General features: G+C 41.9%; 19 protein-coding genes. 4 read left to right on the top strand and 15 right to left on the bottom strand.

Going from position 1 to position 24410, the window contains the following annotated elements; genetic code table 11:
* Window positions 1-19: 19 nt before the first annotated feature.
* From ruvA to ruvB, 4 genes are all read right to left on the bottom strand, one after another.
* Window positions 20-601, bottom strand: a complete 582-nt coding sequence (gene ruvA, locus BST86_RS13370; RefSeq protein WP_105983679.1) for a Holliday junction branch migration protein RuvA — start codon at window positions 599-601, stop codon at window positions 20-22.
* Between the two features lie 99 nt (window positions 602-700).
* Window positions 701-3010, bottom strand: a complete 2310-nt coding sequence (locus tag BST86_RS13365; RefSeq protein ID WP_105983678.1) for an NADP-dependent malic enzyme — start codon at window positions 3008-3010, stop codon at window positions 701-703.
* A 167-nt stretch (window positions 3011-3177) separates the two neighbouring features.
* Window positions 3178-4515: a cytochrome P450 gene (locus BST86_RS13360; protein ID WP_105983677.1), complete on the bottom strand. Its 1338-nt coding sequence runs from the start codon at window positions 4513-4515 to the stop codon at window positions 3178-3180.
* A gap of 3 nt (window positions 4516-4518) precedes the next feature.
* Window positions 4519-5547 carry a Holliday junction branch migration DNA helicase RuvB gene (gene ruvB, locus BST86_RS13355; RefSeq protein ID WP_055411719.1) on the bottom strand — a complete coding sequence of 343 codons (1029 nt, stop codon included), beginning with the start codon at window positions 5545-5547 and terminating at the stop codon, window positions 4519-4521.
* 137 nt (window positions 5548-5684) lie between these two features.
* On the opposite strand from ruvB, the gene BST86_RS13350 reads away from it, so the two are divergent.
* Window positions 5685-6191 carry a peroxiredoxin-like family protein gene (locus tag BST86_RS13350; RefSeq protein ID WP_105983676.1) on the top strand — a complete coding sequence of 169 codons (507 nt, stop codon included), beginning with the start codon at window positions 5685-5687 and terminating at the stop codon, window positions 6189-6191.
* Between the two features lie 74 nt (window positions 6192-6265).
* On the opposite strand, the gene BST86_RS13345 is transcribed toward BST86_RS13350, so the two are convergent.
* The 8 genes from BST86_RS13345 to BST86_RS13310 are packed head-to-tail and all read right to left on the bottom strand — an operon-like array spanning window position 6266 to window position 17891.
* On the bottom strand, window positions 6266-8089 hold the full coding sequence (locus tag BST86_RS13345; RefSeq protein ID WP_105983675.1) for a cytochrome c oxidase subunit I: 1824 nt from the start codon (window positions 8087-8089) through the stop codon (window positions 6266-6268).
* Window positions 8090-8094: 5 nt separating this feature from the next.
* Window positions 8095-9171: a cytochrome c oxidase subunit II gene (locus BST86_RS13340; protein ID WP_105983674.1), complete on the bottom strand. Its 1077-nt coding sequence runs from the start codon at window positions 9169-9171 to the stop codon at window positions 8095-8097.
* A 22-nt stretch (window positions 9172-9193) separates the two neighbouring features.
* A complete protein-coding gene (locus tag BST86_RS13335) occupies window positions 9194-10660 on the bottom strand; it encodes a quinol:cytochrome C oxidoreductase (RefSeq protein WP_105983673.1) in 1467 nt (488 codons plus the stop codon).
* A gap of 23 nt (window positions 10661-10683) precedes the next feature.
* Window positions 10684-11442 (bottom strand): c-type cytochrome, encoded by a 759-nt coding sequence (locus BST86_RS13330; RefSeq protein WP_172443355.1) that lies wholly within the window; start codon window positions 11440-11442, stop codon window positions 10684-10686.
* The gene (locus tag BST86_RS13325; RefSeq protein ID WP_105983672.1) at window positions 11442-11975 is read right to left on the bottom strand and encodes a DUF3341 domain-containing protein; all 534 of its coding nucleotides are present in this window, start codon (window positions 11973-11975) and stop codon (window positions 11442-11444) included. Before BST86_RS13325 ends, BST86_RS13330 begins: the two co-directional genes overlap by 1 nt.
* A 6-nt stretch (window positions 11976-11981) precedes the next feature.
* Window positions 11982-13418, bottom strand: coding sequence for an NrfD/PsrC family molybdoenzyme membrane anchor subunit (gene nrfD, locus BST86_RS13320; protein ID WP_055411713.1), 1437 nt, complete (start codon window positions 13416-13418; stop codon window positions 11982-11984).
* 25 nt (window positions 13419-13443) lie between these two features.
* Window positions 13444-16509: a TAT-variant-translocated molybdopterin oxidoreductase gene (locus tag BST86_RS13315; RefSeq protein WP_105983671.1), complete on the bottom strand. Its 3066-nt coding sequence runs from the start codon at window positions 16507-16509 to the stop codon at window positions 13444-13446.
* A gap of 20 nt (window positions 16510-16529) precedes the next feature.
* Window positions 16530-17891 (bottom strand): c-type cytochrome, encoded by a 1362-nt coding sequence (locus BST86_RS13310; protein ID WP_105983670.1) that lies wholly within the window; start codon window positions 17889-17891, stop codon window positions 16530-16532.
* Between the two features lie 184 nt (window positions 17892-18075).
* Between BST86_RS13310 and BST86_RS13305 the strand changes: the two genes are divergently transcribed.
* A complete protein-coding gene (locus tag BST86_RS13305) occupies window positions 18076-18450 on the top strand; it encodes a translation initiation factor IF-2 (RefSeq protein WP_242446538.1) in 375 nt (124 codons plus the stop codon).
* Window positions 18451-18589: 139 nt separating this feature from the next.
* Here the strand turns inward: BST86_RS13305 and infB are convergent, their stop codons facing one another.
* The 3 genes from infB to rimP are packed head-to-tail and all read right to left on the bottom strand — an operon-like array spanning window position 18590 to window position 23142.
* Window positions 18590-21406, bottom strand: a complete 2817-nt coding sequence (gene infB / locus BST86_RS13300) for a translation initiation factor IF-2 (protein ID WP_105983669.1) — start codon at window positions 21404-21406, stop codon at window positions 18590-18592.
* A 26-nt stretch (window positions 21407-21432) separates the two neighbouring features.
* Complete coding sequence (gene nusA / locus BST86_RS13295; RefSeq protein ID WP_055411709.1) at window positions 21433-22665, bottom strand: transcription termination factor NusA; 1233 nt, start codon at window positions 22663-22665, stop codon at window positions 21433-21435.
* Window positions 22666-22674: 9 nt separating this feature from the next.
* On the bottom strand, window positions 22675-23142 hold the full coding sequence (gene rimP / locus BST86_RS13290; protein ID WP_055411708.1) for a ribosome assembly cofactor RimP: 468 nt from the start codon (window positions 23140-23142) through the stop codon (window positions 22675-22677).
* Between the two features lie 140 nt (window positions 23143-23282).
* On the opposite strand from rimP, the gene BST86_RS14930 reads away from it, so the two are divergent.
* On the top strand, window positions 23283-23429 hold the full coding sequence (locus tag BST86_RS14930) for a hypothetical protein (RefSeq protein ID WP_172443354.1): 147 nt from the start codon (window positions 23283-23285) through the stop codon (window positions 23427-23429).
* Window positions 23422-24267 (top strand): glycerophosphodiester phosphodiesterase family protein, encoded by an 846-nt coding sequence (locus tag BST86_RS13285; protein ID WP_172443353.1) that lies wholly within the window; start codon window positions 23422-23424, stop codon window positions 24265-24267. Before BST86_RS14930 ends, BST86_RS13285 begins: the two co-directional genes overlap by 8 nt.
* Window positions 24268-24410: the final 143 nt, after the last annotated feature.

The following is a 24410-nucleotide window of genomic DNA, read 5'->3' as shown; positions in this document are numbered from 1 at the left end:
TATATACGTATCTCAAATCCTATAATTGTTTAAGTGCTTCCTTAATGAGTTGTTCTGTGCTGGCATCTGGATTGCTGGAAAGGATCTTATCGACCACCTTTTGAGCTTGTTTGCGCAGATAACCTAGGGTTTCCAATGCAGATAACGCCTCTTCGCGGCCCCTATTGCTCGGCAATACAGAAATCTGTGGATCTTCCAGTACTTGAAGAATTTTGTCGCGCAGGTCCAGAATGACACGTTGCGCCGTTTTTGCTCCTATTCCCTTGACACTTTGGATGGTTCTAACGTCACCATTTGCAATAGCTTGTGCGATCTGGGATGGATCTAGACTGGACAACATGGTACGCGCCGTGTTTGCCCCTATTCCAGAAACTGAGATGAGCAGTTTGAAAACTTCCCGCTCACTTTTTTCCATAAAACCAAAAAGTCGGTGCGCATCTTCCCGCACCAGCATATAGGTGTATAGCTTGACAAGGTCACCATCTGGAATTAAAGAATAGGTATGAAGCGATATCTCTACAAAATAACCTACGCCTGCACAGTCTATAATGACATCAGTAAGATTTTTCTCGACCAGCTGGCCTTGCAATTGGGCTATCATTTAACAGGATATTAGCAATCGATCAAATGTAACAAAATAAATACAAGGATGCCGATAATATCTACCGGCATCCTTGTGGTCCATGAGAAGATGGTATGACTATGCCGTCTTCCCGCTTTTAGAAAGTTCTGCTGCTCTTTTTTCCTTTTGTTGTGCATCGATCACGGCCACAGCGGACATGTTGACGATTTCATCAACACTAGCACCCAATTGTAGTATATGACAAGGTTTTTGCATACCCATCATGATAGGTCCTATGGAGTCAATGCCACGCAATTCTTTCAACAATTTGTAGGTGGAGTTACTGCTTTCAAGGTTAGGAAAAATAAGCGTGTTGACTTTTTTTCCTGCCAGTTTTGAGAAAGGAAACTTTTGCTGGAGCATATCGGCATTTAAGGCAAAGTCCGTCTGGATCTCTCCATCTACCACTAAACTTGGATAATATTGATGCAGGTATTTCACGGCGTCGGTCACCTTTGAAGCATTAGGGTGTTTGCTCGATCCAAAGTTAGCATAAGAGATCATGGCCATTACAGGATCAATACCAAACATGGCTGCAGTCCTGCCAGTCATTTGAGCAATTTTGGCCAACTCAATAGCGTCAGGATCTATATTGATGGAAGTGTCAGAAATGAACAACGGCCCACGATCTGTGATCATCAGGTTTGTCGTAGCGATTTTATCCACACCAGGAGCCATTCCAATAATTTCCATCATGGGTCGCACAGATCGCGGATACGATTGTGCCACACCAGTGATTAATGCATCTGCATCTCCTACCTTAACCATCATAGCTGCAAAATAATTGCGCTGTCGTATGGTTTTGCCTGCATCAAATTCGGTAACTCCTTTACGCTGGCGCAGTTTCCAGAATTCATGAGCATATCGATCACGTCTCGCAGACTCCTCATCGGTTTTAGGATCAATAATCAAACACGGCTGATCAAAATCCAGATCTGCCATCATCTCTTCAATGACATCTTTTCTTCCTAAAAGTATAGGTGTTCCTATACCTTCTTCCAACACGATTTGTGCTGCTTTGAGAACGTCAACATTATCTGCTTCGGCAAAAACAATTCTTTTTGGATTTGTTCTGGCACGATTAAGCAATAATCTTACGAGCTTATTGTCAGATCCCATACGGCTAAGCAATTGCTCCTCGTATTTTTCCCAATCTGTAATAGGCTCTTGAGCCACTCCAGATTCCATTGCCGCTCTAGCGACTGCTGGTGGTATGGTAGATATCAATCGTGGATCGAATGGCTTAGGGATAATGTAATCACGGCCAAAGTTGAGCTTCAACTCTCCATAGGCAATATTTACTTGCTCTGGTACGGCTTCTTTGGCAAGGTTAGCCAGTGCATAAGTCGCCGCCAGCTTCATTTCTTCATTGATTTTTGTGGCGCGAACGTCCATCGCACCCCTAAAAATAAATGGGAAACCCAATACATTATTCACCTGGTTAGGATGATCGCTGCGACCTGTAGCCATAATGATATCTTCACGAGCCGCCATGGCTAGATCATAATCAATTTCTGGCGTTGGGTTTGCCATCGCAAAAACAATGGGGTTATCGCTCATGGATTGCACCATCTTTTGCGATACAATATTACCTGCAGAAAGTCCCAAAAAGACGTCTGCACCTACCATAGCCTCTTCTAAAGACATCGCCTCGCGACTGGTGGCAAACTGCATTTGCATCGCCCCTAGATCTGTGCGTGATTTTGTGATCAAACCATCTATATCAAACATCATGATGTTCTCCAACCTCGCTCCTAGTTTCACGTAAAGTGATGTACAGGAAATCGCTGCACTTCCAGCACCAGAAACGATAATCTTGACGTCTTCAATGTTTTTTTCGGCGAGTTCTAGGGCGTTCAATAGCGCTGCACTGGAAATAATTGCCGTACCGTGCTGGTCATCATGCATGACCGGTATGTCCAGTTCTTCCTTGAGTCTGCGCTCAATTTCAAAAGCCTCTGGAGCTTTGATGTCTTCCAAATTGATCCCACCAAAAGTAGGTGCGATATTTTTGACCGTCGCGATAAACTCTTCTACGTCTTTGGTATCTACCTCAATGTCAAAACAATCAAGGTCTGCAAAGATTTTAAACAGCAGTCCTTTTCCTTCCATGACGGGTTTACTGGCCTCAGGACCTATGTCGCCCAAGCCCAAAACAGCGGTACCGTTACTGATCACGGCCACTAAATTCCCTTTAGTAGTGTATTTATAGACGTTTGCTTTATCCTTGACAATTTCCAGACAAGGCTCTGCAACACCAGGACTGTAGGCCAGCGACAAATCTCGCTGACTGCTATATTTTTTGGTAGGTACTACCTTGATTTTTCCAGGTGTAGGTTTGGCGTGATAAACCAGTGCTTCTCTTCTTCTGCTAGGTTTGCTGCTCATAGGTTGCTTTTTAGGCTGTGACAAAGGTAGCGATTATAGGGCTCAACCTGTTTTATCAAAACCGCATATATAGGTAAGAAATGAGTAGTTTATAAAGAATTCGCTTTCGCGAAAGCGAACTCATTTACACATTCATTTTCCTGGCAAACATTTGAACTAGCAATTCGCTAAGCTCTAACAGTGAAGGTGACAAGGGCGTTTTTGGGTCGTAAAGTGATCAACGGATGGTACTCGATGGTCTCGCCAATAGGCTTGAGATCATAGTTTTTCAGGATATTCTTGATGACCAAAGCCATCTCGTACATCGCAAAATTATTACCTATGCACATGCGTGGCCCAGCGCCAAATGGAAAGTATTGGTCGTTCCATTGCTTTTTGATTTCGGCATTAAAGCGTTCTGGCAGGAAGGTTTCTGGCTGCTCCCATAAATCCTGACGGCGATGCATCTCATAAAAACTGATGAGCCAGATGCTGCCAGCAGGTAACGAGATATCACCGCAAAAATCGTCTTCTACCGCCACGCGATCTGTCACATAAGCTGGTGGGTACATTCTCATGGTTTCTTCAAGGACTTGTCGTGTGTATTCCAGTTCCTTCATCTGGACCATGAGGTCATCGCTTTCCAGTTGGTCAATTTCGGTTCTAGCAACGGCAGCCTTATCTGGATGATGTGCGAGCAATTGCGTCGCAAAAGTCAATGCGTTTGCCGTGGTTTCATGGCCTGCGATAAAAAGCACAAGGATCTCGTCTATCAATTGTGGGTCGGTCATGTGGGATCCATCTTCATAGGTGGATTGCAACAGCATGTCCAGTAGATCGCCGTATTCCTTTTTCTCTGTCCTGCGCTGGTTGATGATTTCCTGCAAAATGGATCGTGCCTCTTCTATCAATTCCATGTGATAGGGAATGCTCGAGGTTCCTGAAAGCCATTTACTATTGAAGTACCAAAGCATCCACGGCACACGTAGTTCTTTGATCAACATTTTTTGAGCCGTCTCGGTAATATATTGCAAGCGTGCGATGCGTTCATCCATATCTTCCAGATAGAACAGGCTACGCGCGACTACTTTAAAAGCTAGATCACTGAATATTTCATGAATATCAACGGGTTTATCCAGAGCAATCCTGGACAGCTCTTTTTGAATCACCTGATCCATGGAATCCATGAGTGTGGCAATTTGTTTCTTGTAAAATGCCGGCTGGACCAGTTTACGGTTGGCACGCCATTTCTCGCCGTTTTCAGTTAATAATCCGTGACCTATGTATTTACCAAGGTCATCTGTTTGTAAGCTGGACTTGTTGTAATTGCGCTGATTGGTTTGCAGGATATGCTTTGAAAGCTCTGTATCGCAAGTAAAGTGGATGGTCAAGCCAGGCTTAGGACTTATCTTAAATGTATTGCCGTACCTCTGGAAATTCTCCCTATGAAAAGGCAGCGGATCTTTATAAATCTGCCTGGTTTTTGACAAAAACCGTAACGTGGGTACTTTTTCAATAGATCGCATAGGCTATTGGTCGAAAAGGCCACCCATTCTTGCATTAGGCGTTCTGCCTAGATGTTTGTAGGCATGCTCTGTCACTTCACGGCCACGAGGAGTCCTGATAATAAAACCTTGCTGAATCAAAAATGGCTCGTAAACTTCCTCGATGGTTTCCGCACTTTCTGAGACAGCTGTGGAAAGCGTGGTGATACCTACAGGTCCACCTTTAAATTTATCGATGATGGTTGTCAATATCTTATTGTCCATTTCATCCAGACCGTGTGCATCTACGTTCAATGCTTTAAGCGAATATCTGGAAATGTCCAGATCGATATTTCCAGTTCCTTTTATTTGAGCAAAATCACGAACTCTTCTAAGCAAAGCATTTGCAATACGCGGTGTACCACGACTGCGTCCCGCAATTTCAATGGCAGCTTCCTGATCAATTTGTACCTGTAGGATCTCGCTACTACGCTCGACGATGGTGGATAAAAGTTCTGTAGTATAATATTGTAATCTTGATGAAATCCCAAATCTGGCTCGCATGGGTGCCGTAAGCAAACCGCTACGGGTGGTCGCTCCAATAAGGGTGAAAGGTGCAAGATTGATCTGTACCGTGCGTGCATTGGGACCAGTCTCGATCATGATGTCGATCTTATAGTCTTCCATCGCGCTGTAAAGATATTCTTCTACAATAGGACTAAGCCTATGGATCTCATCTATAAAAAGTACATCGCGCTCGTCAAGATTGGTCAACAATCCAGCGAGATCACCTGGTTTATCTAGCACAGGTCCAGAAGTCACTTTGATGCCTACGCCTAATTCTGCAGCGAGAATATGCGCCAGTGTGGTTTTTCCCAATCCTGGAGGACCATGAAAAAGAGTGTGGTCTAAAGCATCACCTCGTTGATTTGCCGCCTGGACAAATATTTTTAGGTTCTCCAATATTTGGTCCTGACCAGCAAAATCGTCAAATGATAACGGCCTTAAAGCACGTTCTATGTCGTGCTCTTCATTAGAAAAATTATCGCCGCTTGCGTCTAGGTGCTCATTCATAGTTTCAAAGATAGTCGATAGTGAAATTGTTAGTCGTGTTTTTGCTTTCGCGAAAGCGTAACTATTCTCAACATTTTATCAATTAGCTTGAATTTAGTAGAAAAAGGAAAAGGCAGCGCTATATTGAAAATAAAAATATGAAACCTACTGAAAAAGTACCGCATCTAGAACTCGATCTCATAAACGATACCCAATGGTCTATGGCAAAGCAGAACCCAGAAAAGTATACTTTGATCTTATTTTATCGTGGCTATCACTGCCCAGTTTGCAAAAAGCAATTGGAATCTTTGAAAGATAAATTGACAGATTTTGTAGATCGAGGCGTGAATGTTATCGCGATAAGCATGGACACTGAAGAGCGCGCCAAAAAAACGGGTGATGAATGGGATATTGAAAGCATTCCTGTAGGATACAATCTAACGAAAGAACAAGCCCAAGAATGGGGTCTCTACCTATCTGAAGGTATTAGCGAGAAAGAACCTGAATTGTTCTCTGAACCAGGACTGTTCCTCATCAAAAAAGACGGAACGTTATATGGTAGTACCGTGCAAACCATGCCATTTGCTAGACCGCAACTGGATGATCTTTTAAAGGCAATCGATTTTATTGAAGATAAGGGTTATCCTGCTCGTGGAGGAGCTTAAGTCAAATTTCAATATATGACACAAAAAAGGTGGAGCGTTTGCTCCACCTTTTTGTATTTAAGATCTATAATTTCTTAGTGATTCATTTCTTCTTCCTTAGGCTGTAGTGGAATGTGCTGTGGCACATAATCCTGTCCAGCAATAACATACTCATCATCTTCATTAAGTTTTGAGTAGTCATAAGGCCATCTGTGTACATGAGGTATGGCTCCAGCCCAGTTACCGTGTATGTGCTTGTCACCAGTCGTCCATTCTAAGGTGTTGGATTTCCAAGGATTTGCTGGCGCTTTCTTACCAAAGAAAATACTCTTAACGAAATTATAGGCGAAGAACAACTGCGCAGCTGCAGTGAATAATGCGAAATAAGTAATCAAAGAGTTAGTATCTGCTAAGTCATCAAAGTAAGGGAAATTTGTATTGGTATAGTAACGTCTAGGTAATCCTGCCATTCCTACAAAGTGCATTGGGAAAAATACACCGTACGCTCCTATGGCAGTTAACCAAAAGTGTGCATAACCTAAATTCTTATCCATCATGCGGTTAAACATTTTAGGGAACCAATGGTAAACCCCAGCAAATAATCCATACAGTGCAGATATACCCATTACCAAGTGGAAGTGAGCTACCACGAAATATGTGTCGTGTACGTTGATATCCAGTGTACTGTCACCTAATATTATTCCTGTAAGTCCACCTGTAATAAATGTTGATACTAGTCCTATAGAGAACAGCATCGCTGGATTCATCTGGAGATTACCTTTCCACAACGTGGTGATATAATTAAATGCTTTAACTGCGGATGGTATCGCAATCAATAAAGTTGTGAAAGTAAATACAGATCCTAAGAAAGGATTCATACCAGAAATAAACATGTGGTGACCCCAAACAATTGTAGATAAGAATGCGATCGCAAGAATGGATGCAACCATGGCACGATAACCGAAGATCGGTTTACGAGAATTGGTAGCAATAATTTCAGATGTGATCCCTAATGCAGGTAGCAATACAATGTAAACTTCTGGGTGACCCAAGAACCAGAATAAGTGTTCAAACAATACTGGAGAACCACCTTGGTTTGCTAAAACTTCACCTTGGATATAGATGTCGGATAAGAAGAAGGAAGTTCCGAAACTTCTATCCATAATCAGCAACAAAGCTGCAGCGAACAGTACTGGGAACGAAACAATACCAATAATTGCAGTAACGAAAAACGCCCAGATGGTCAATGGCAATCTCGTCATTGACATTCCTTTGGTTCTTAAATTGATTACTGTTACTACATAGTTCAAAGAACCTAATAACGATGAGGCAATAAAAATCGCCATGGATACCAGCCACAAGGTCATACCCATCGCAGAGCCTGGCATAGCCTCTGGCAATGCACTAAGCGGCGGATAAATAGTCCAACCAGCAGCTGCAGGACCTAACTCAACGAATAATGAACCAATCATTATAGCGGAGGAAAGGAAGAACAACCAATAAGATACCATGTTTAAGAATCCAGATGCCATATCTCGAGCACCGATCTGTAATGGAATCAAAAAGTTAGAGAACGTACCACTCAAACCAGCAGTAAGTACAAAGAATACCATAATGGTACCATGAATGGTAACCAGTGCGAGATAAATACCTGGATCCATAACCCCATCTGGAGCCCATTTCCCAAGTAGAGCTTCAAAGATTACGTTTGGCTCTTCGGGATTGGCAATTTGCATTCTCATTAAAAGAGACATGGCAATACCAATAACACCCATGATTAACCCAGTAATAAGATATTGCTTTGCAATCATCTTATGATCCTGAGAAAAAATATATTTAGTTACAAAGGTTTCTTTGTGGTGGTGATGCCCATCGTCATGTCCGTGGTCATCATGTGCAACTGCAACAGCTTGTCCCATAAATACTAATTTTCAGCTTTCGCTAACGTTTGTTCAAATGTTTCCTGAGCAGCTAGCCACTCATTAAATTCTTCTTCAGTCTCTACAACTATTTTTGCTTGCATATTGTAGTGGGATTTTCCACAGATCTTATTACAAAGCAAATAGTATTCAAATTCATAAGGATCTAAACCAACATCTCCTGCGGCTAAAAGCTCCTTGCTTTTTTGTCGTCGTATCTCATTAATCTTACGAACTTTTTCAGTCATAAATTCTGTAGACCTATAATCTTCAGAAGTTACTGTTGGCGTGAATTTGAATTGCGTGACCATTCCAGGAACTACGTTCATCTGTGCTCTAAAGTGTGGCATATATGCAGAGTGCAACACGTCCTGAGAACGGAATTTAAACAACACAGGTCTATTTACTGGCAAGTGCAATTCTTGTGCAAGCGCGTCATCCATACCATCTGCATCCGTTGGGTCTATACCAACAAGGTTAGTACCTTCAATGAAACGGACGTTAGCATCTCCCAAGGTATTATCAGCGCCGCTATAACGAACTCTCCAACCAAATTGATAGGCATATACTTCAACGATCAAAGGATCATCATCTGTATTAGCATCCATGATATCATTCCATGAGAACAATCCCCATAAAATCAATCCAGCTAACACTACAACTGGTATTGCCGTCCAAATAAACTCCAGACGATCATTATCAGCATAGAATAAGGCACGTTGACCTTTCTTTCCGTGATATTTATAGGAGAACCAGTGTAACAATGCTTGAGTCAAGAACTGTACAATCATGATAACCACTGTTGTTAGTAACAGTAAGTTGTCATATTCTGCACCGTGCTCAGATCCAGCATCTGGTAAAAAATAGTCTTGATACCCTATGAAACAAGCTATCATCATGATGTACATGGCGATTACGAATAAGAGCATTCCTTGCCCGTTACGCTTGTTGTCATTGTCGTTAGCAACTTCGCTCTGATCCGTATCAGGATCTGGAGCCTTACCTAGTTTAACAATCTTGGATATTTGCCAGATCGAAACGGCAAGAAGTGCTGCAATTAATATGATTAGAAATGCTGTCATTACAGTTTTTTTCTATGAAATTTTAATAATGAAAATGTTTGCTCTCACCTAGGAAAGGATCTCCTTTAGCCAATAGCGGTGCCTTAGTCATGGTATTGAAAACGTATAGCAAGAATAGACCTGCAAAAAACATAAATGCTCCTATCTCTGGGAAACCAATAAACCAAGATGCTCCTACAGTACCTGGCATCACCATCACGTAAATGTCAAGATAGTGACCTATAAGGATGAAAATACCAGCCGTTACAACAAACCAATTCACACGTTTAAAGTCGGAATTCATCAGAATTAATAACGGGAAAAGGAAGTTAATTGCAACCATTCCAAAGAACAAAATGTTATAGTCGTTGATACGTGTAACAAAGTATGTTACCTCTTCTGGAATATTAGAGTACCAGATCAACATGAACTGTGAAAACCACAGGTAAGTCCAGAAAATACTGAAACCAAACATGAACTTTGCAAGGTCATGGATGTGGGAATCATTAACGAACTCCAAGTAACCTTTTCCTTTAAGAAATATAGTTACTAAAGCGATGACCGTTATAGCAGAAACCAACATGCTTGCTAGAACATACCATCCAAATAATGTAGAGAACCAGTGTGGATCAAAACTAAGGATCCAATCCCAAGCCATGATAGATTCCGTAACAATAAAGAATACTAAAAACATAGCACTGTGCTTAAATGCCTTCTTGTACCAAACGTTACCTTCTGGGCTCTCGTCTTGTTTTAAACTGAACTTGCGAATGTTCATTCTATAGATATTCCAACCTACCAAAAAGATACCAGCACGGATCAACCAGAATGGAACATTTAAAAATCCAGTCTTTCCGGCTACGATATGATCATAGGCTTCACTCGTTGGATCATCAATTCCTGGAGTCATCCAAGTAAAAATATGGTTCAAGCCTAGGCCTGTTACGAGTAACAATAAGAACATAAGGATACCACCAGGCAGTATGTAACTGCTGATTCCTTCCATCACTCTAAATAGTACCGGAGACCAACCTGCTTGTGATACTTTCTGGATGGCGTAGAATGCTAAAACACCCAAACCAATCATAAAGAAAAAGAAACAAGCTACATATACCGCAGACCATGGACGATTGACCAACTGGTGATAAACATGCTCTGCATGAGAACCAGCGTGATCTTCAGCTTCGTGTGGTGTCGTGGAATGAGCGTCGTCAGCATGAGCAACGTCGTTATCCGTAACATAACCCGTTTCCATGTGCATGTCTTCCGTATCATGAGACTCCATAGCATGATCACCAGCTGCACCTTCGTGTGTGGATCCAGAATGATCTTCACCGACTTGATGTGTTTCACCATGAGCACCGCTGTGAGCTGCTTCTTCTTTAGCAAGCATTTCTTCTACAGCTGCCTCATCTGCGGGAACAGCAAGAAAGCCAATAGCTGTAAACACAGCGCCAACAACCATTAGGATTATGGCAAATACTTTTAATTTAGTTGTAAGAGTATACATATATAATATCTTCTTGAATCCTTTTACTGGCCTTGGTTCATATTATCACTTTGAGCGTTCGCACTACCAGTTGTAGGCGGCACATCTGCTTCGATTTCAGAATCCTTATCAGTGTTTTGTGTAGAAAGTGAATCTGTTTCTTCTTGCGCGGCTGGAGTTTCAGGTGCTACCATCTTACCGTCTTCGGTTAAGACAGGTTTGCGAGCAACACCCATAAGGTCTGCTCTTAAGGCTTCCACATAATGAGTAATTTCCCAACGCTCTTCAATACTGGTTTGAGAAGCATAAGATCCCATATAGTTGATACCGTAATACATGACGTGATAGATGGACCCTTCCGTAATCTCACGAGCATCATAACTAGGGACACCTAAAATCTTCTCTGTAGTTACTAAATGACCTTGACCATCTCCTTTTGAACCATGACAAATCGCGCAGTATATACTGTAAAGGGCTTGCCCGTTCGTCAAATGAGCTTCAGTTAATGGTACTGGATTTTTTAAGTTCGCTTTCGCGGAAGCGTAACCATCATTATCATCTTCATAATCATAAGGCATCCAGCCTCTGGAAACCGTTCCTTCTACTGGCTTTTGAGCCTCGACATCTCCTGGGAAAATGTCGCCTTCCTGATAAGTCTCATAACCTACAGATTCATACATGTTAGGAAAGTACTGAACGCTACGGTCAGATTTAGGACTCACTTCCTTAGTGCTACTGTCTCCACAGGAAACAAGCACCAGAGCCAAAATGGCAATCAGAAATGTGTTTGATATCTTATTCATCAGTGATTTTCTTTGTCAATTAGTACAAGTTCTACAGCACCTGTATCATATAAAAACTTAGTAATGGAATCAATGTCCTCACCATGTGCATCCAGTTCCATCAAGAAGTGATCGTCTGTAGTTCTTACATCTGGATTCTCTGCCTTTTTGAATGGCCACAACCTACTGCGCAGGTAAAAAGTAATTACCATAAGGTGTGCAGCAAAAAATACCGTCAATTCAAACATGATAGGCACAAAGGCTGGCATGTTTTCCAAATAGGAAAAACTAGGTTTTCCACCTATGTTTTGAGGCCAGTCTTCAATCATTATATAGTTCATCATCACGGTTGCTACCGCAAGACCCACGATTCCATAAAGAAATGCGTTGATAGCTAAACGAGTGTCTGCAAGTCCCATGGCTTTTTCTAGACCATGTACGGGAAAAGGGCAAAAAACCTCTTCTATGTGATAATGTTGTTCTCTAATTTGCTTTACAGCACGCAACAAAACGTCATCGTCGTTGTATAAAGCATGTATTTTGTGTGTCGCCATATTAATTTACTCGCTAGGATGAGCTATCGGGTCACCGGAAGCTTTATCGTGATTAGACGTCATTTTACTTTCTCTCAATTCCTTGTACTTATTTCCACTGGATTTAAGAATGGATTTCACCTCTGCCTGAGCAATTACTGGGAATGTTCTAGAATACAACAAGAATAGTACAAAGAAGAATCCAATAGTACCTATGAAGATACCTATATCAACAAACGTAGGTGAGAACATCGTCCATGAAGATGGTACGTAGTCACGGTGCAATGATGTGACAATAATTACGAAACGTTCAAACCACATTCCTATGTTTACTACAATAGATATTGCGAAGGAGAACATAATACTTGTTCTTAACTTTTTAAACCACATGAACTGCGGTGAGAACACATTACAAGTCATCATTGCCCAGTATGCCCATGCATAAGGACCAGTTGCTCTGTTCAAGAAGGCGTATTGCTCATACTCTACTCCAGAATACCAAGCCATGAATAACTCTGTGATATAAGCGACACCTACGATGGATCCCGTAATCATAATGACCAGGTTCATCAACTCAATGTGTTGAATAGTAATATAGTTTTCTAAGTGACATACTTTTCTCATCACTATCAAAAGCGTATTTACCATGGCAAAACCAGAGAATACCGCACCAGCAACGAAGTATGGTGGGAAGATAGTCGTGTGCCATCCTGGAATAACTGATGTTGCAAAGTCAAAGGATACGATGGTGTGTACCGAAAGTACCAATGGTGTTGCCAAACCTGCAAGTACCAGAGAAACCTCTTCAAAACGTTGCCAATCCTTAGCTCTACCTGACCATCCAAAAGAAAGGATGCCGTATATCTTTTTGTTAAAAGGAGTTATCGCTCTATCGCGTATCATGGCAAAATCAGGAAGCAATCCTGTCCACCAGAATACCAGTGAAACCGAGAGGTACGTAGAGATCGCAAATACGTCCCAAAGCAATGGTGAGTTAAAGTTCACCCATAAGGAACCAAACTGGTTAGGTATAGGTAATACCCAGTAAGCCAACCATGGACGACCCATATGAATAATCGGGAACAAACCTGCCTGAATTACCGAGAAGATTGTCATCGCCTCTGCAGAACGGTTGATCGCCATTCTCCATTTTTGACGGAACAATAACAGTACCGCCGAAATCAATGTCCCTGCGTGACCGATTCCTACCCACCAAACGAAGTTGGTAATATCCCAAGCCCATCCAATGGTCTTGTTCAATCCCCAAACTCCAATACCGGTAGATATTGTGTAAGTAATACATCCTATTCCATAAAGAAAAGCAATAAGAGCGATGGTAAATACCAGCCACCATTGCTTATTTGCCGGACCCTCAACAGGAAAGGCAATGTCCTTAGTAACATCAGCATACGTTTTGTCGCCGGTTACCAGTGGTCTTCTTATGGACGCTTCGTAATGAGCCATAATGCGTTGATTAGTTTCTTAATTATTATACGTTTCTTACCTTAACCTGATACATCACGTTAGGCTCTGTTCCTACTTCTTCCAACAAGTGGTACATACGATCTTGTTGCTTCAATTTAAATATCTCAGACTCCTTATCGTTGATATCACCAAATTTGATAGCTCCATTGTAACAAGCGTTGGAACATGCTGTTGCAAATTCACCGTCTTTGATCATTCTTCCGTCTTTCTTGGCCTCTAGAATGGTCATTTGCGTCATTTGCATACACATAGAACATTTTTCCATCACACCACGAGATCTCACGGTAACATCAGGATTGATCACCATACGACCTAGATCATTATTCATGTGGTAATCAAACTCGTCATTGCCGTTATACAAGAACCAGTTGAATCTACGTACTTTATATGGACAGTTGTTAGCACAATATCTTGTACCTACACAACGGTTGTAAATCATGTGGTTTTGACCTTGACGACCGTGTGACGATGCTGCGACTGGACAAACCGTCTCACATGGAGCGTGGTTACAGTGCTGACACATCAAAGGCTGGAAAGCTACCTGCGGTTGGTCTGCTGGAATTTCCAACTCACCAAAACCACCTAGAGAACCATTCTCACCAAACAATCCTGAGAATCCATCTTTTTTGGATTCATCATCTTCAAAACTATCTGTGGATGAGTAATATCTGTCAATACGCAACCAGTGCATATCTCTGGATCTTCTTACTTCTGTTTTTCCAACAACAGGTACGTTATTTTCTGCATGACATGCTACAACACATGCACCACAACCGGTACAAGCATTCAAGTCAATAGACATATTGAAATGATGTCCTACTGAGCGGTCAAAACTTTCCCAAAGATCAACATCTGGTGATGTCACTGGAGTTTCAATGTGATTCAAGGAAACTTCAGGCATTGGGTTAAACTCATGCTGATCACCTGCAATATAAGTAGCTAGGTCTGTCTCACGAATAATATCGCGACCCATCATGGTATTTTGCAATTGTGTACATGCAAATTCATGAACTTCACCTGCAGCTTCAACACTTACAGATTGAACTGAAATCCCATCTTTATAGAAAGGGAAAGCATTAACACCGGTTTGCATTTCTTCTTGTATGCCCGAAGTTCTACCATAACCTAAAGCGATACCTATAGTACCTGGCGCTTGTCCTGGCTGGATCAAAGCAGGAATCTTACGTTCCACACCGTCCATTTTCACGATAGCATATGTACCATCAAGAGCACCGTTGGCAACGTTGAAGTTTTCAATACCTAAAGCATCTGCATCCTTTTGCGAGATGGTCAGGTAATTATCCCAAGTCGTTCTAGTGATAGGATCTGGTAATTCTTGTAACCATGGATTATTGGCTTGTGTACCATCACCCATTGATATTTTAGTGTACAATACCAACTCAAAATCACCAGCAGCGGTAGCTCCAGAAAGATCTCTTAAGGCAGAAGTATTATTTATGTTAGGAACTTGATCGCCAGAGGACAACGTTTCAGAGCCTGCCGCAGCATAAAAACCATCCTGTAAGGATTGATTCCATGAAGCACCATTTCCAGTGGAGAAGGTTTTGATATAATCTTTATAAGACACATCACTTCCAGACCACTTCAAAAGTGAATCTTGCATTTGGCGCGTGTCAAACAATGGCTTGATCGTAGGCTGCATCAGGGACACTGTTCCCTTTTTCATTTCTACATCACCCCAAGATTCCAGATAATGAGGCGTTGTAGCCACATACATCGACTCCTTTGCAGTTGCATCTAACCTAGATGCAAATGAAACGGTTAAGGGTACATTTTTCCACGCTTTCGCGAAAGCGTCACTATCAGAATAGCTATATACTGGATCAACTCCAGCTACAAAAACAGCACCTACAGCACCGCTTTCCATATCTTTTACTAATTGAGCTACGGCGCGACGGTTACCTTGACGGGTCATCACCGGCGCTGCTGTATCAATGATCGTACTACCCAATCGCTCATTGATTTCCAATGTCAATTGTTGGGCACCTTGATCAGGCAATCCACAAAGAACGACGGCTTTACTACCAGCTCTTCTCAATTTTTGAGCAGCTTCTTCAACTGCTTTATTCACTTTTTCAGAAAGGTTATTGTTAGCCGAACCGCCTACCAACTTGCTGTAAAGCGCAGCAATAATTTGTTTTTGCTCTGTAGGAGTTACAGGATAACGCTTGTCTGCATTAGCACCAGAAAGAGTCATGTTAGCCTCAAACTGTATGTGGTGCGACATTTTATCATTCTTGGGAACTCTAGACTGTGCGTAGTTGGTATCAAAACCACCACCTTGCCAGTCACCTACAAAGTCAGCACCTACACCTACAATACACTCTGCATCCTTAAAATCATAATCTGCAAGACCACGCTGGAAGTATTTTGCCTCAAATGCATCAAGAGCAGCTTCTTCACCAACAGTATCATAAATCACTTGACGTACGTTAGGATAAGCAGCTTTAAAGTCTTCAATAAGTCTAGCTGTTGATGGGCTAGCAAATGTCTGTGTCAAGAAAACAATTTGTTTCCCAGCATTGGCATTCAATTGCTGACGCACTTCTTTGTCAAGCTCTGACCAGGTTGCTTCTTTACCTTTAACTAAAGGAGTCTTTAATCTGTTGTTGTCATACAATCCCAAAACAGAAGCATGAACTCTTGCGTTTGCGTTACCACGTGCAGGAATATCACGATTCCCTTCAACCTTGATAGGTCGACCTTCACGTGTCTTGATGACAACACTGGCAAAATCATAACCATCTGCTATGGTAGTGGCATAATAGTTTGCCATACCAGGAATGATACGATCTGGTTGGTTCACATAAGGAACCGAGTGGATCACAGGACCTTCACAGGCAGCAAGTGATGCCGCTGCAGTACTGAACCCAACATATTTCAAGAAGTCACGACGCGTAGTGCTGGAGGCTTCCAACACTTCATCATTTCCTAAAAATTCTTCAGTAGGAATAGCTGTAGCAAACTCGTTTTGCTCGAGATTTTTAACCATCTCATTGCTCTCATCGAGTTGTGCTGTGCTCTTCCAGTATTTTTTAGTAGTAGCCATAAATTTCTTAAGCTATAATATTAATAGTGGCACTTACCACATTCAAGTCCTCCTAAGTCTGCGATAGTCAATTGGCGACCGCCACGCTTTTCAGATAACTCCTTATGAATCTCTTCGTAATACCCGTTTCCTTGTAAGTCAACATTAGTCTCACGGTGACAATTGATACACCAGCCCATGGTTAATGGTGAGTATTGGTACATGATTTCCATTTCCTGCACTTCACCATGACACGTTTGACATGCTATGTTACCCGCTTGTACGTGCTGTGCGTGATTAAAGTAGGCAAGATCTGGTAAGTTGTGAATACGCACCCATCTTACAGGCTCCTCTTCACCTACAAACGCTTGCTCTGCATCAGACCAACCCGTGGCTTTGTAAAGCTTTTGGATCTCTTTGTTATAGTCGATACCGTATTCTTCCATTCCTTCTGCATACGTAGATTCGGCAACCTCAGCGATGGACTTGTGACAGTTCATACAGACGTTAAGCGATGGAATACCTGCATGCTTAGATTCTCTTACACTGGAGTGACAATATTTACACTCTATCTGACTCACACCTGCGTGAATCCTGTGTGAGTAGTGAATAGGCTGCACTGGCGCATAACCTTGATCCACGCCTACACTCATCAAGCCGCCATACACAAAGTAGGCACTTGCAAGCAATAGAAACACTGCAGACACTAACACCAGGAATTGATTTTGTATAAATAATTGCCAAATAGGTGTACGAGCAGGCTTTTCTTCTTCAAACTCCGTTTGTATACCGTTAGCTGCAGCAAATCTTTTTAAAGTCGTGTTGACAGCAAAAAGAACAACGATCAAAACTACAAGAACTAAAGCAAGAGCACCCAAGACCAAATTGTTGGTCATCGTATTATCGACGGTTCCACCACCAACTTCTTCAGTTCTTTCGATTGTTGTAGCAACTGGCTTAGGTGTATCCGTATAGGCAAGAATATCGTCAATATCGCTGTTGCTCAATTGCGGGAAAGCGTTCATGTTGGACTGTCCCCATTCATTGTAAAGAGCTACAGCTTCTGCATCACCACTTGCGATAAGTGCAGATGAATTCTTGATCCATTTATACAACCACTCGCGATCGTGTCTTTGCGTCACATTAAATAACGCAGGACCTACTGCATCTTTATACAGCCTGTGGCAGGATGCACAATTAGCTTTAAATAGCGCTTCTCCTTGAGTCGCGTTTCCTCCAGCGCCTGAATCTGCAGGAGCGTCAGTGGCTTCTACAGGAGCTGAAGATTCACCATCAGAGGTCGTTGCATCCTCTTGTGCAGCCGCTCCAGAAAAGGAGAAAACCACAAAAAGGGAAGCGATAATAAACTGATATAGTGAAATATGTAATTTCTTTTTTGTCATCTCGTTCTATAATTATTACGATAACTTTGGCACAATATTTACAGTAGTCAACTGTTTCTTTAATGCCTTGCAAAAATAGGTCATAAATGGTTTAATTTTGAGAGGAGATAATGAAGAAATTAATTTATAAAGGTTCTAAATAGATGTTCGCTTTCGCGAAAGCGAATTCACCAAACATACTGCTATGATTAGAAAAACTATCAAAAACACATTATGCGCTGGCGCTCTGATTTTTACACTTCAGATGACCACGGCACAGACAACCGACAAGGTGAGCGAGAGCACTCTTGAGCGCTTAATTACCACCAAAATTTCCATGGATAAGGAAGGTGCATTCAACGATCGTTATACCATACACATCTTCCAAGGAGAAAATCAGCCGGCCAATGCCGCGAAGTCTAGATATGATGCTCTAGACCTGGTCTGGAAATCGGAATTAAGGTATGAGTCGCCCAACCATAAAGTTTGGGTAGGAAAATACAGTAGCCGATTAGAAGCTGACCGCGCATTACTGGAGATCAAAAAAACCTTTCCAAACGCTAAGGTTTTAAAGCCTTAAGAAGTTGATCATTTTAAAAATGACCTAGTGGCAGTGATCTGACAGAAATTGATAACCAAGCCACCTCAATAATTTCAAAGCATAAAAAAGCCGTTTCAAATACTTGAAACGGCTTTCTTTTTATAATGACCTCAAGGTTTTACTTGAGCTTCTTTCTTACCTCCACTTCACGGAAACTTTCTATCACGTCACCTTCCTGTAGGTCGTTGTAGTTCTTGATTTGTATACCACACTCATAGCCTTTGGCCACTTCCTTGACATCGTCCTTAAATCTCTTCAAGGTAGCGAGCTCACCTGTGTACACCACTACTCCATCGCGTATCAATCTCACGCCGCTGTTGCGGTAGATTTTCCCGTCTTGAACCATACAACCTGCGATGGTTCCCACTTTGGAAATCTTGAAGGTTGCACGAACCTCTGCAGATCCTGTGATCTCTTCTTTGAGCTCTGGAGAAAGCATTCCTTCCATAGCATCTTTAAGATCGTTGATCGCGTCATAGATGATGGAGTACATTCTAATATCGACTTCTTCCTGATCTGCAACTGATCTAGCATTCCCTTGCGGACGAACGTTAAATCCAATGATGATCGCGTCTGAAGCACTTGCAAGAAGTACATCACTTTCAGTGATCGCACCTACAGCCTTGTGAATAATATTCACCTGAATCTCTTCAGTAGATAATTTCTGGAACGAGTCCGTCAATGCCTCTACAGAACCATCCACATCACCTTTAAGGATCAAGTTCAATTCTTTAAAGTCACCTAGTGCAATACGTCTACCTATCTCGTCAAGAGACAATGTTTTCTGCGTTCTAACCGACTGCTCACGTTGTAATTGAGTTCTACGGGAAGCAATAGATTTAGCCTCTCTTTCATCTTCAAATACATGGAACTTGTCACCTGCCTGTGGCGCACCGTCCAGACCTAGTATAGAAACTGGAGTCGATGGACCTGCTTTTGCCACATCATGACCACGCTCATCCTGCATCGCTTTTACCTTACCATGCGTGCGCCCTGCGAGTACATAATCTCCAACTTTAAGCGTTCCTGCTTGAACTAGAATGGTAGATACATATCCACGACCTTTGTCAAGGAACGCTTCTACAACCGTACCTGTCGCTTGCTTATTAGGATTAGCTTTAAGATCCAATAATTCTGCCTCCAACAACACTTTCTCTAGAAGTTCTTCAACTCCTAAACCAGTTTTTGCTGAAATATCTTGAGACTGGATTTTTCCACCCCAATCTTCTACCAACAAATTCATGTTAGCTAAAGATTCTTTAATCTTCTCTGGGTTTGCCGCATCACGGTCCACCTTATTGATAGCAAAAATGATCGGCACATTAGCCGCTTGAGCGTGACTTATCGCCTCCTTAGTTTGAGGCATCACATCATCATCTGCAGCAATTACGATAATAGCAAGGTCGGTTACTTGAGCACCACGTGCACGCATAGCGGTAAACGCCTCGTGACCTGGTGTATCAAGGAATGCAATTTTTTGACCGCCTTTCAGTTCCACACCATAAGCACCAATGTGCTGTGTGATACCACCACTTTCACCTGCTATTACATTCTCTTCACGGATGTAATCCAGTAAGGATGTTTTACCGTGGTCAACGTGACCCATTACGGTAACAATAGGAGCACGAGAAACCAGATCCTCTTCAGAATCTTCTACCTCTGCAATACTCTCTTCAATGTCTGCATTAACGAAGTCCATTTCAAAACCAAACTCCTCTGCAACGATTGACATTGTTTCTGCATCCAGACGTTGGTTCATGGTCACCATCATACCTAATGACATACAGGCGCCAATTACTTGGTTCACTGGCACATCCATCATGGTAGATAAATCGCTTACGGTTACGAACTCTGTAACCTGTATTTTCTTGTCTTCTGCTTGCTCTTGTTCTTGAGCCTCCACTTTTTCACGGTGCGTATCACGTTTATCACGACGATATCTTGCAGCTTTAGACTTAGAAGATTTCCCTTGAAGCTTCTCAAGAGTTTCTCTTACCTGCTTTTGGATTTCTTCTTCAGTAGGCTCTGCCTTGACAATATTTTTACGACCACCACTTGGTGCGCCACGTCGATTACCCTTAGCACCACCAGCGGCAGCTCCAGGTTTTGTAATACGTTTGCGCTTACGTTTGTCGTCCTTCTTCTTAGGTTTGGCAAATTTGGAAAGGTCGATTTTTTGACCTGTCACTTTTAAGCCTCCTAATTTTTTGTATTCTGTTTTGATGACCTCAGACTCTCCTGATTCTGCGTCAGCAGTTGCAGCAGGCTCTTCTTTCACTGGAGTCTCAGCAGCTTTTGCTGTAGGCTCATCAGTGGTAATTTTTTCAGCTGGCTTAGAAGTCTCTTTAGATTCAGGTGCTTTTGCAGTTTCTGCTTTTGCCTCTGGAGCTGGCTTATCTGCTGCTTTCTTAGGCTTGTCCTTATCTAAATCAATTTTACCCTTGATGGTAGTTCCACCTGCCTTAGGCCTATTGGATACCACTTCTGGCTCTTGAACAGCTTCCTTGACGGCCTCAGCCATCTTTTCTTCAGGCTGCTTGTTGACCTCAACGTTATCCGTCGCCTTTTCAGGAGCCGTTTTTTTAGAGGCATCAAGATCGATACTTCCAACCGTTTTAGGGCCAGTAACCTCAGCCTTGGCCTTGATGACCTGTTGCTGCTTGCGCTGTCTCTCTTCCTGTTCCTGCTCACGTTGGATGCGCAGTTCTTCCTGCTCTTTCCTGCGTTCTGCACCAACTTCTTTGGAGGCTACTTTTTTGCTTTTGTCTGTTTGAAACTCATCAGCAAGTGCTTGATAGACCGTCGCATCTATTTTTGTGGTAGGACGAGCCTCGATCTCAATACCTTGGGCATTGAGATGTTCCACTGCGCGATCTAAGGAAATATTGAATTCCCTAAGAACTTTATTGAGTCTCATGTTTTTTACTTCGGCCATAAATACCTAAAAGTTGTCTTTAATTTCTAATCTTCAAATTCTGACTTGAGGATGTTCATCAATGCTACGATGGTTTCCTCTTCCAGATCTGTACGCTTTACTAAATCGTCTACATCCTGCTCCAATACACTTTTTGCAGTATCTAGACCTATTTTACTAAGTTCTTCTATGATCCATCCTTCGATTTCATCAGAGAACTCTGTCAATTCTACATCTTCCTCAACTCCTTCTCTTATCACATCAATTTCATAACCGGTAAGCTTACCAGCTAGTCTAATGTTATGACCTCTACGACCTATGGCCTTAGAAACCTCTTCTGGGTTGAGTCTAACTTCTACCTTCTTGTTTTCCTCATCGATCACCATGGAAACGATTTTGGCAGGACTTAAAGCACGTCCTATATATAATTGAGTATTTGCTGTCCAGTTGATGACATCAATATTCTCATTACCTAACTCACGAACTATACCATGAATACGGCTACCCTTAACACCTACACAGGCACCAACCGGGTCAATTCTATCGTCATAACTATCAACAGCAACTTTAGCCTTTTCGCCTGGCTCACGAACTACCGCTTTTACAGTAATCACACCATCAAATACTTCAGGAATCTCTTGTTCAAAAAGCTTCTCCAAGAATCGTGGAGATGTTCTAGAAAGAATAATATTAGGCTTGTTACCTCTTAACTCTACACTTTCAATGATACCACGCACACTTTCTCCTTTACGGAAGAAGTCTGAAGGTATTTGTCGGTCTTTAGGCATGATAATTTCATTACCGTCGTCATCCAACAAAATAATAGCGCGATGTCTTATGTGGTGCACCTCTGCATTATACAGCTCACCTTCTAATTCTTTAAAGTGCTTGAAGATGTTCGTATTATCGTGCTCGTGAATTTTGGAAATTAGATTTTGACGTAATGCCAGTATCGCTCTACGACCCAACTGGATCAGTTTTACTTCTTCTGCAACGTCCTCGCCCACTTCATAATCCGGCTCAATTTTTCTCGCTTCAGTCAATGAAATCTCAGAATTGTCATCTTCAACCTCACCATCTGCCACAACCACACGATTACGCCATATCTCTAGGTCACCTTTATCTGGATTGATAATGATGTCAAAATTGTCATCCTCACCATATTTCCTTTTCAAGGCACTTCTAAAAACGTCTTCCAAGATCGCCATCAACGTGACGCGATCTATCATTTTATCATCTTTAAACTCAGAAAAAGACTCGATCAGTGCGAGATTTTCCATATTCACTTTTTAATTAAATGTTATAACAACTTTTGCTTGCTTAATTTTATCGTACTCTATTGACCATTCCTTGTCAACGGTAACTTTGCCTTTTCCTACTGGTTTGGGCTCTCTAACTTTCCAGACGATCTTGATACCATTTTCATCGGCAGCTTCAAGGGTTCCTGTCTCCTTTACCTTCTCACGATCCAGAACTTCCAGCTTTCTACCAATGTTTTTGACAAATTGCCTGTGGTGCTTTAACGGTTTACCTACTCCAGCACTAGTGACTTCAAGAGAGAAATCTTCTTCTTCTCTATCTAGTTGATGTTCAACGGCGCGAGACACAAAAATACAATCTGCAACCTTAACATCCTGATCACCATCGATAATCACCTTAATGATATTTCCAGATGTGATATCCAGATCGATCAAAAACAGGTCTGGTCTTTCTTCAAATGCTGCGTCTAGCAGCTCACGAACTCTCTTTTCCAACATATTTTATAAAAAGAGGGGACTTTTTGTCCCCTCATATTGCTCAAATACCGTGCAAAGATAGTAATTTTTTAAGGTTCTGCAATAGGTCTGTAACGCATTGCTTTTTAAAGAGTTATTTTAGGTGGACAATTTTAAAAACAATGACGGTTTCAAAACGGCTGGAGATTATTTTTAGTTCGCTTTCGCGAAAGCGAAACCCATCAACAATCTACCTCATTCATCTTCTAGCTTCTCTGCAGGAAAGAGCTTTTGAAATGAGTTTGCTTAATGTGCAGCATTTTGAATAACAAACTACTTCCAACTTTTATGCTCGCCGGTCATAGAGGCACTCGCGGGCTCATGCCAGAAAACACCATTCCCAGTATGATCAAAGCCATTGAAGACGGCGCAAACGTGCTGGAGATGGACATACAATTTACTGCAGACGGAAAGGTGGTTGTAGCGCATGATCCCTTTATCAATCATCGTTATAGTCTCGATCCTAAAGGACAGGAAATACCCCAAAAGCAAAAACTTGTCATCTACCAAATGGATTACCAGCAGGTGCGTCAGTACGACGTGGGCAGCAAGCATTATCCCTCATACCCCAAACAGTGCAAATTAAAAACCCATATCCCAGAATTGGGTGAGCTTATTGATGCCGTAGAAGAATTTACAGAATCCAGCAAACGAGATCCTATTATCTATAACATAGAAATCAAAGCCAGCCCTAAAACCGATGGAATGTATCATCCATCTCCACAGCATATAGCTACTATGGTTGTATCTCTATTAAAACAAAAAAACATCAATAACCGATTCTACATTCAGTCATTTGATATACGCCAACTTCAAGAAGTGAGAAGGCGGGACAAGTCCATTCCTTTGGGTTTTCTGACCGAGGATAAAAGAAAGACCGTACAGGATCAAATAGATAGACTGGGTTTTAAGCCCAACTTTTATAGTCCTTACTACAAATTAGCCCATCAGGAACTGGTCAATGAGGTCCAATCGATGGGTATGAAATTCATTCCATGGACGGTTAACCAGAAAAAAGACATGAAAACGTTGCTACACATGAATGTAGATGGCATCATCACCGATTATCCTGGAATGCTGCACGAGATAATAACTGGTAAACAGTAAAAACCTGATCATATAAGCTTGAGTTTAGGTATCTCAGATACATGCAGAATCCATCAATGATTTTAAAGACCGTGGATTGAGGCAATAAACTGCTTACACAGCAACCGTCTGAAAGACAGTAAACTAATTAAAATAAACGCAAC

The organism is Nonlabens agnitus (genome assembly GCF_002994045.1).
GTDB lineage: Bacteria > Bacteroidota > Bacteroidia > Flavobacteriales > Flavobacteriaceae > Nonlabens > Nonlabens agnitus.
The sequence above is the reverse complement of the archived record's forward strand: the minus strand, read 5'-3'. Positions and strand labels throughout refer to the sequence as shown.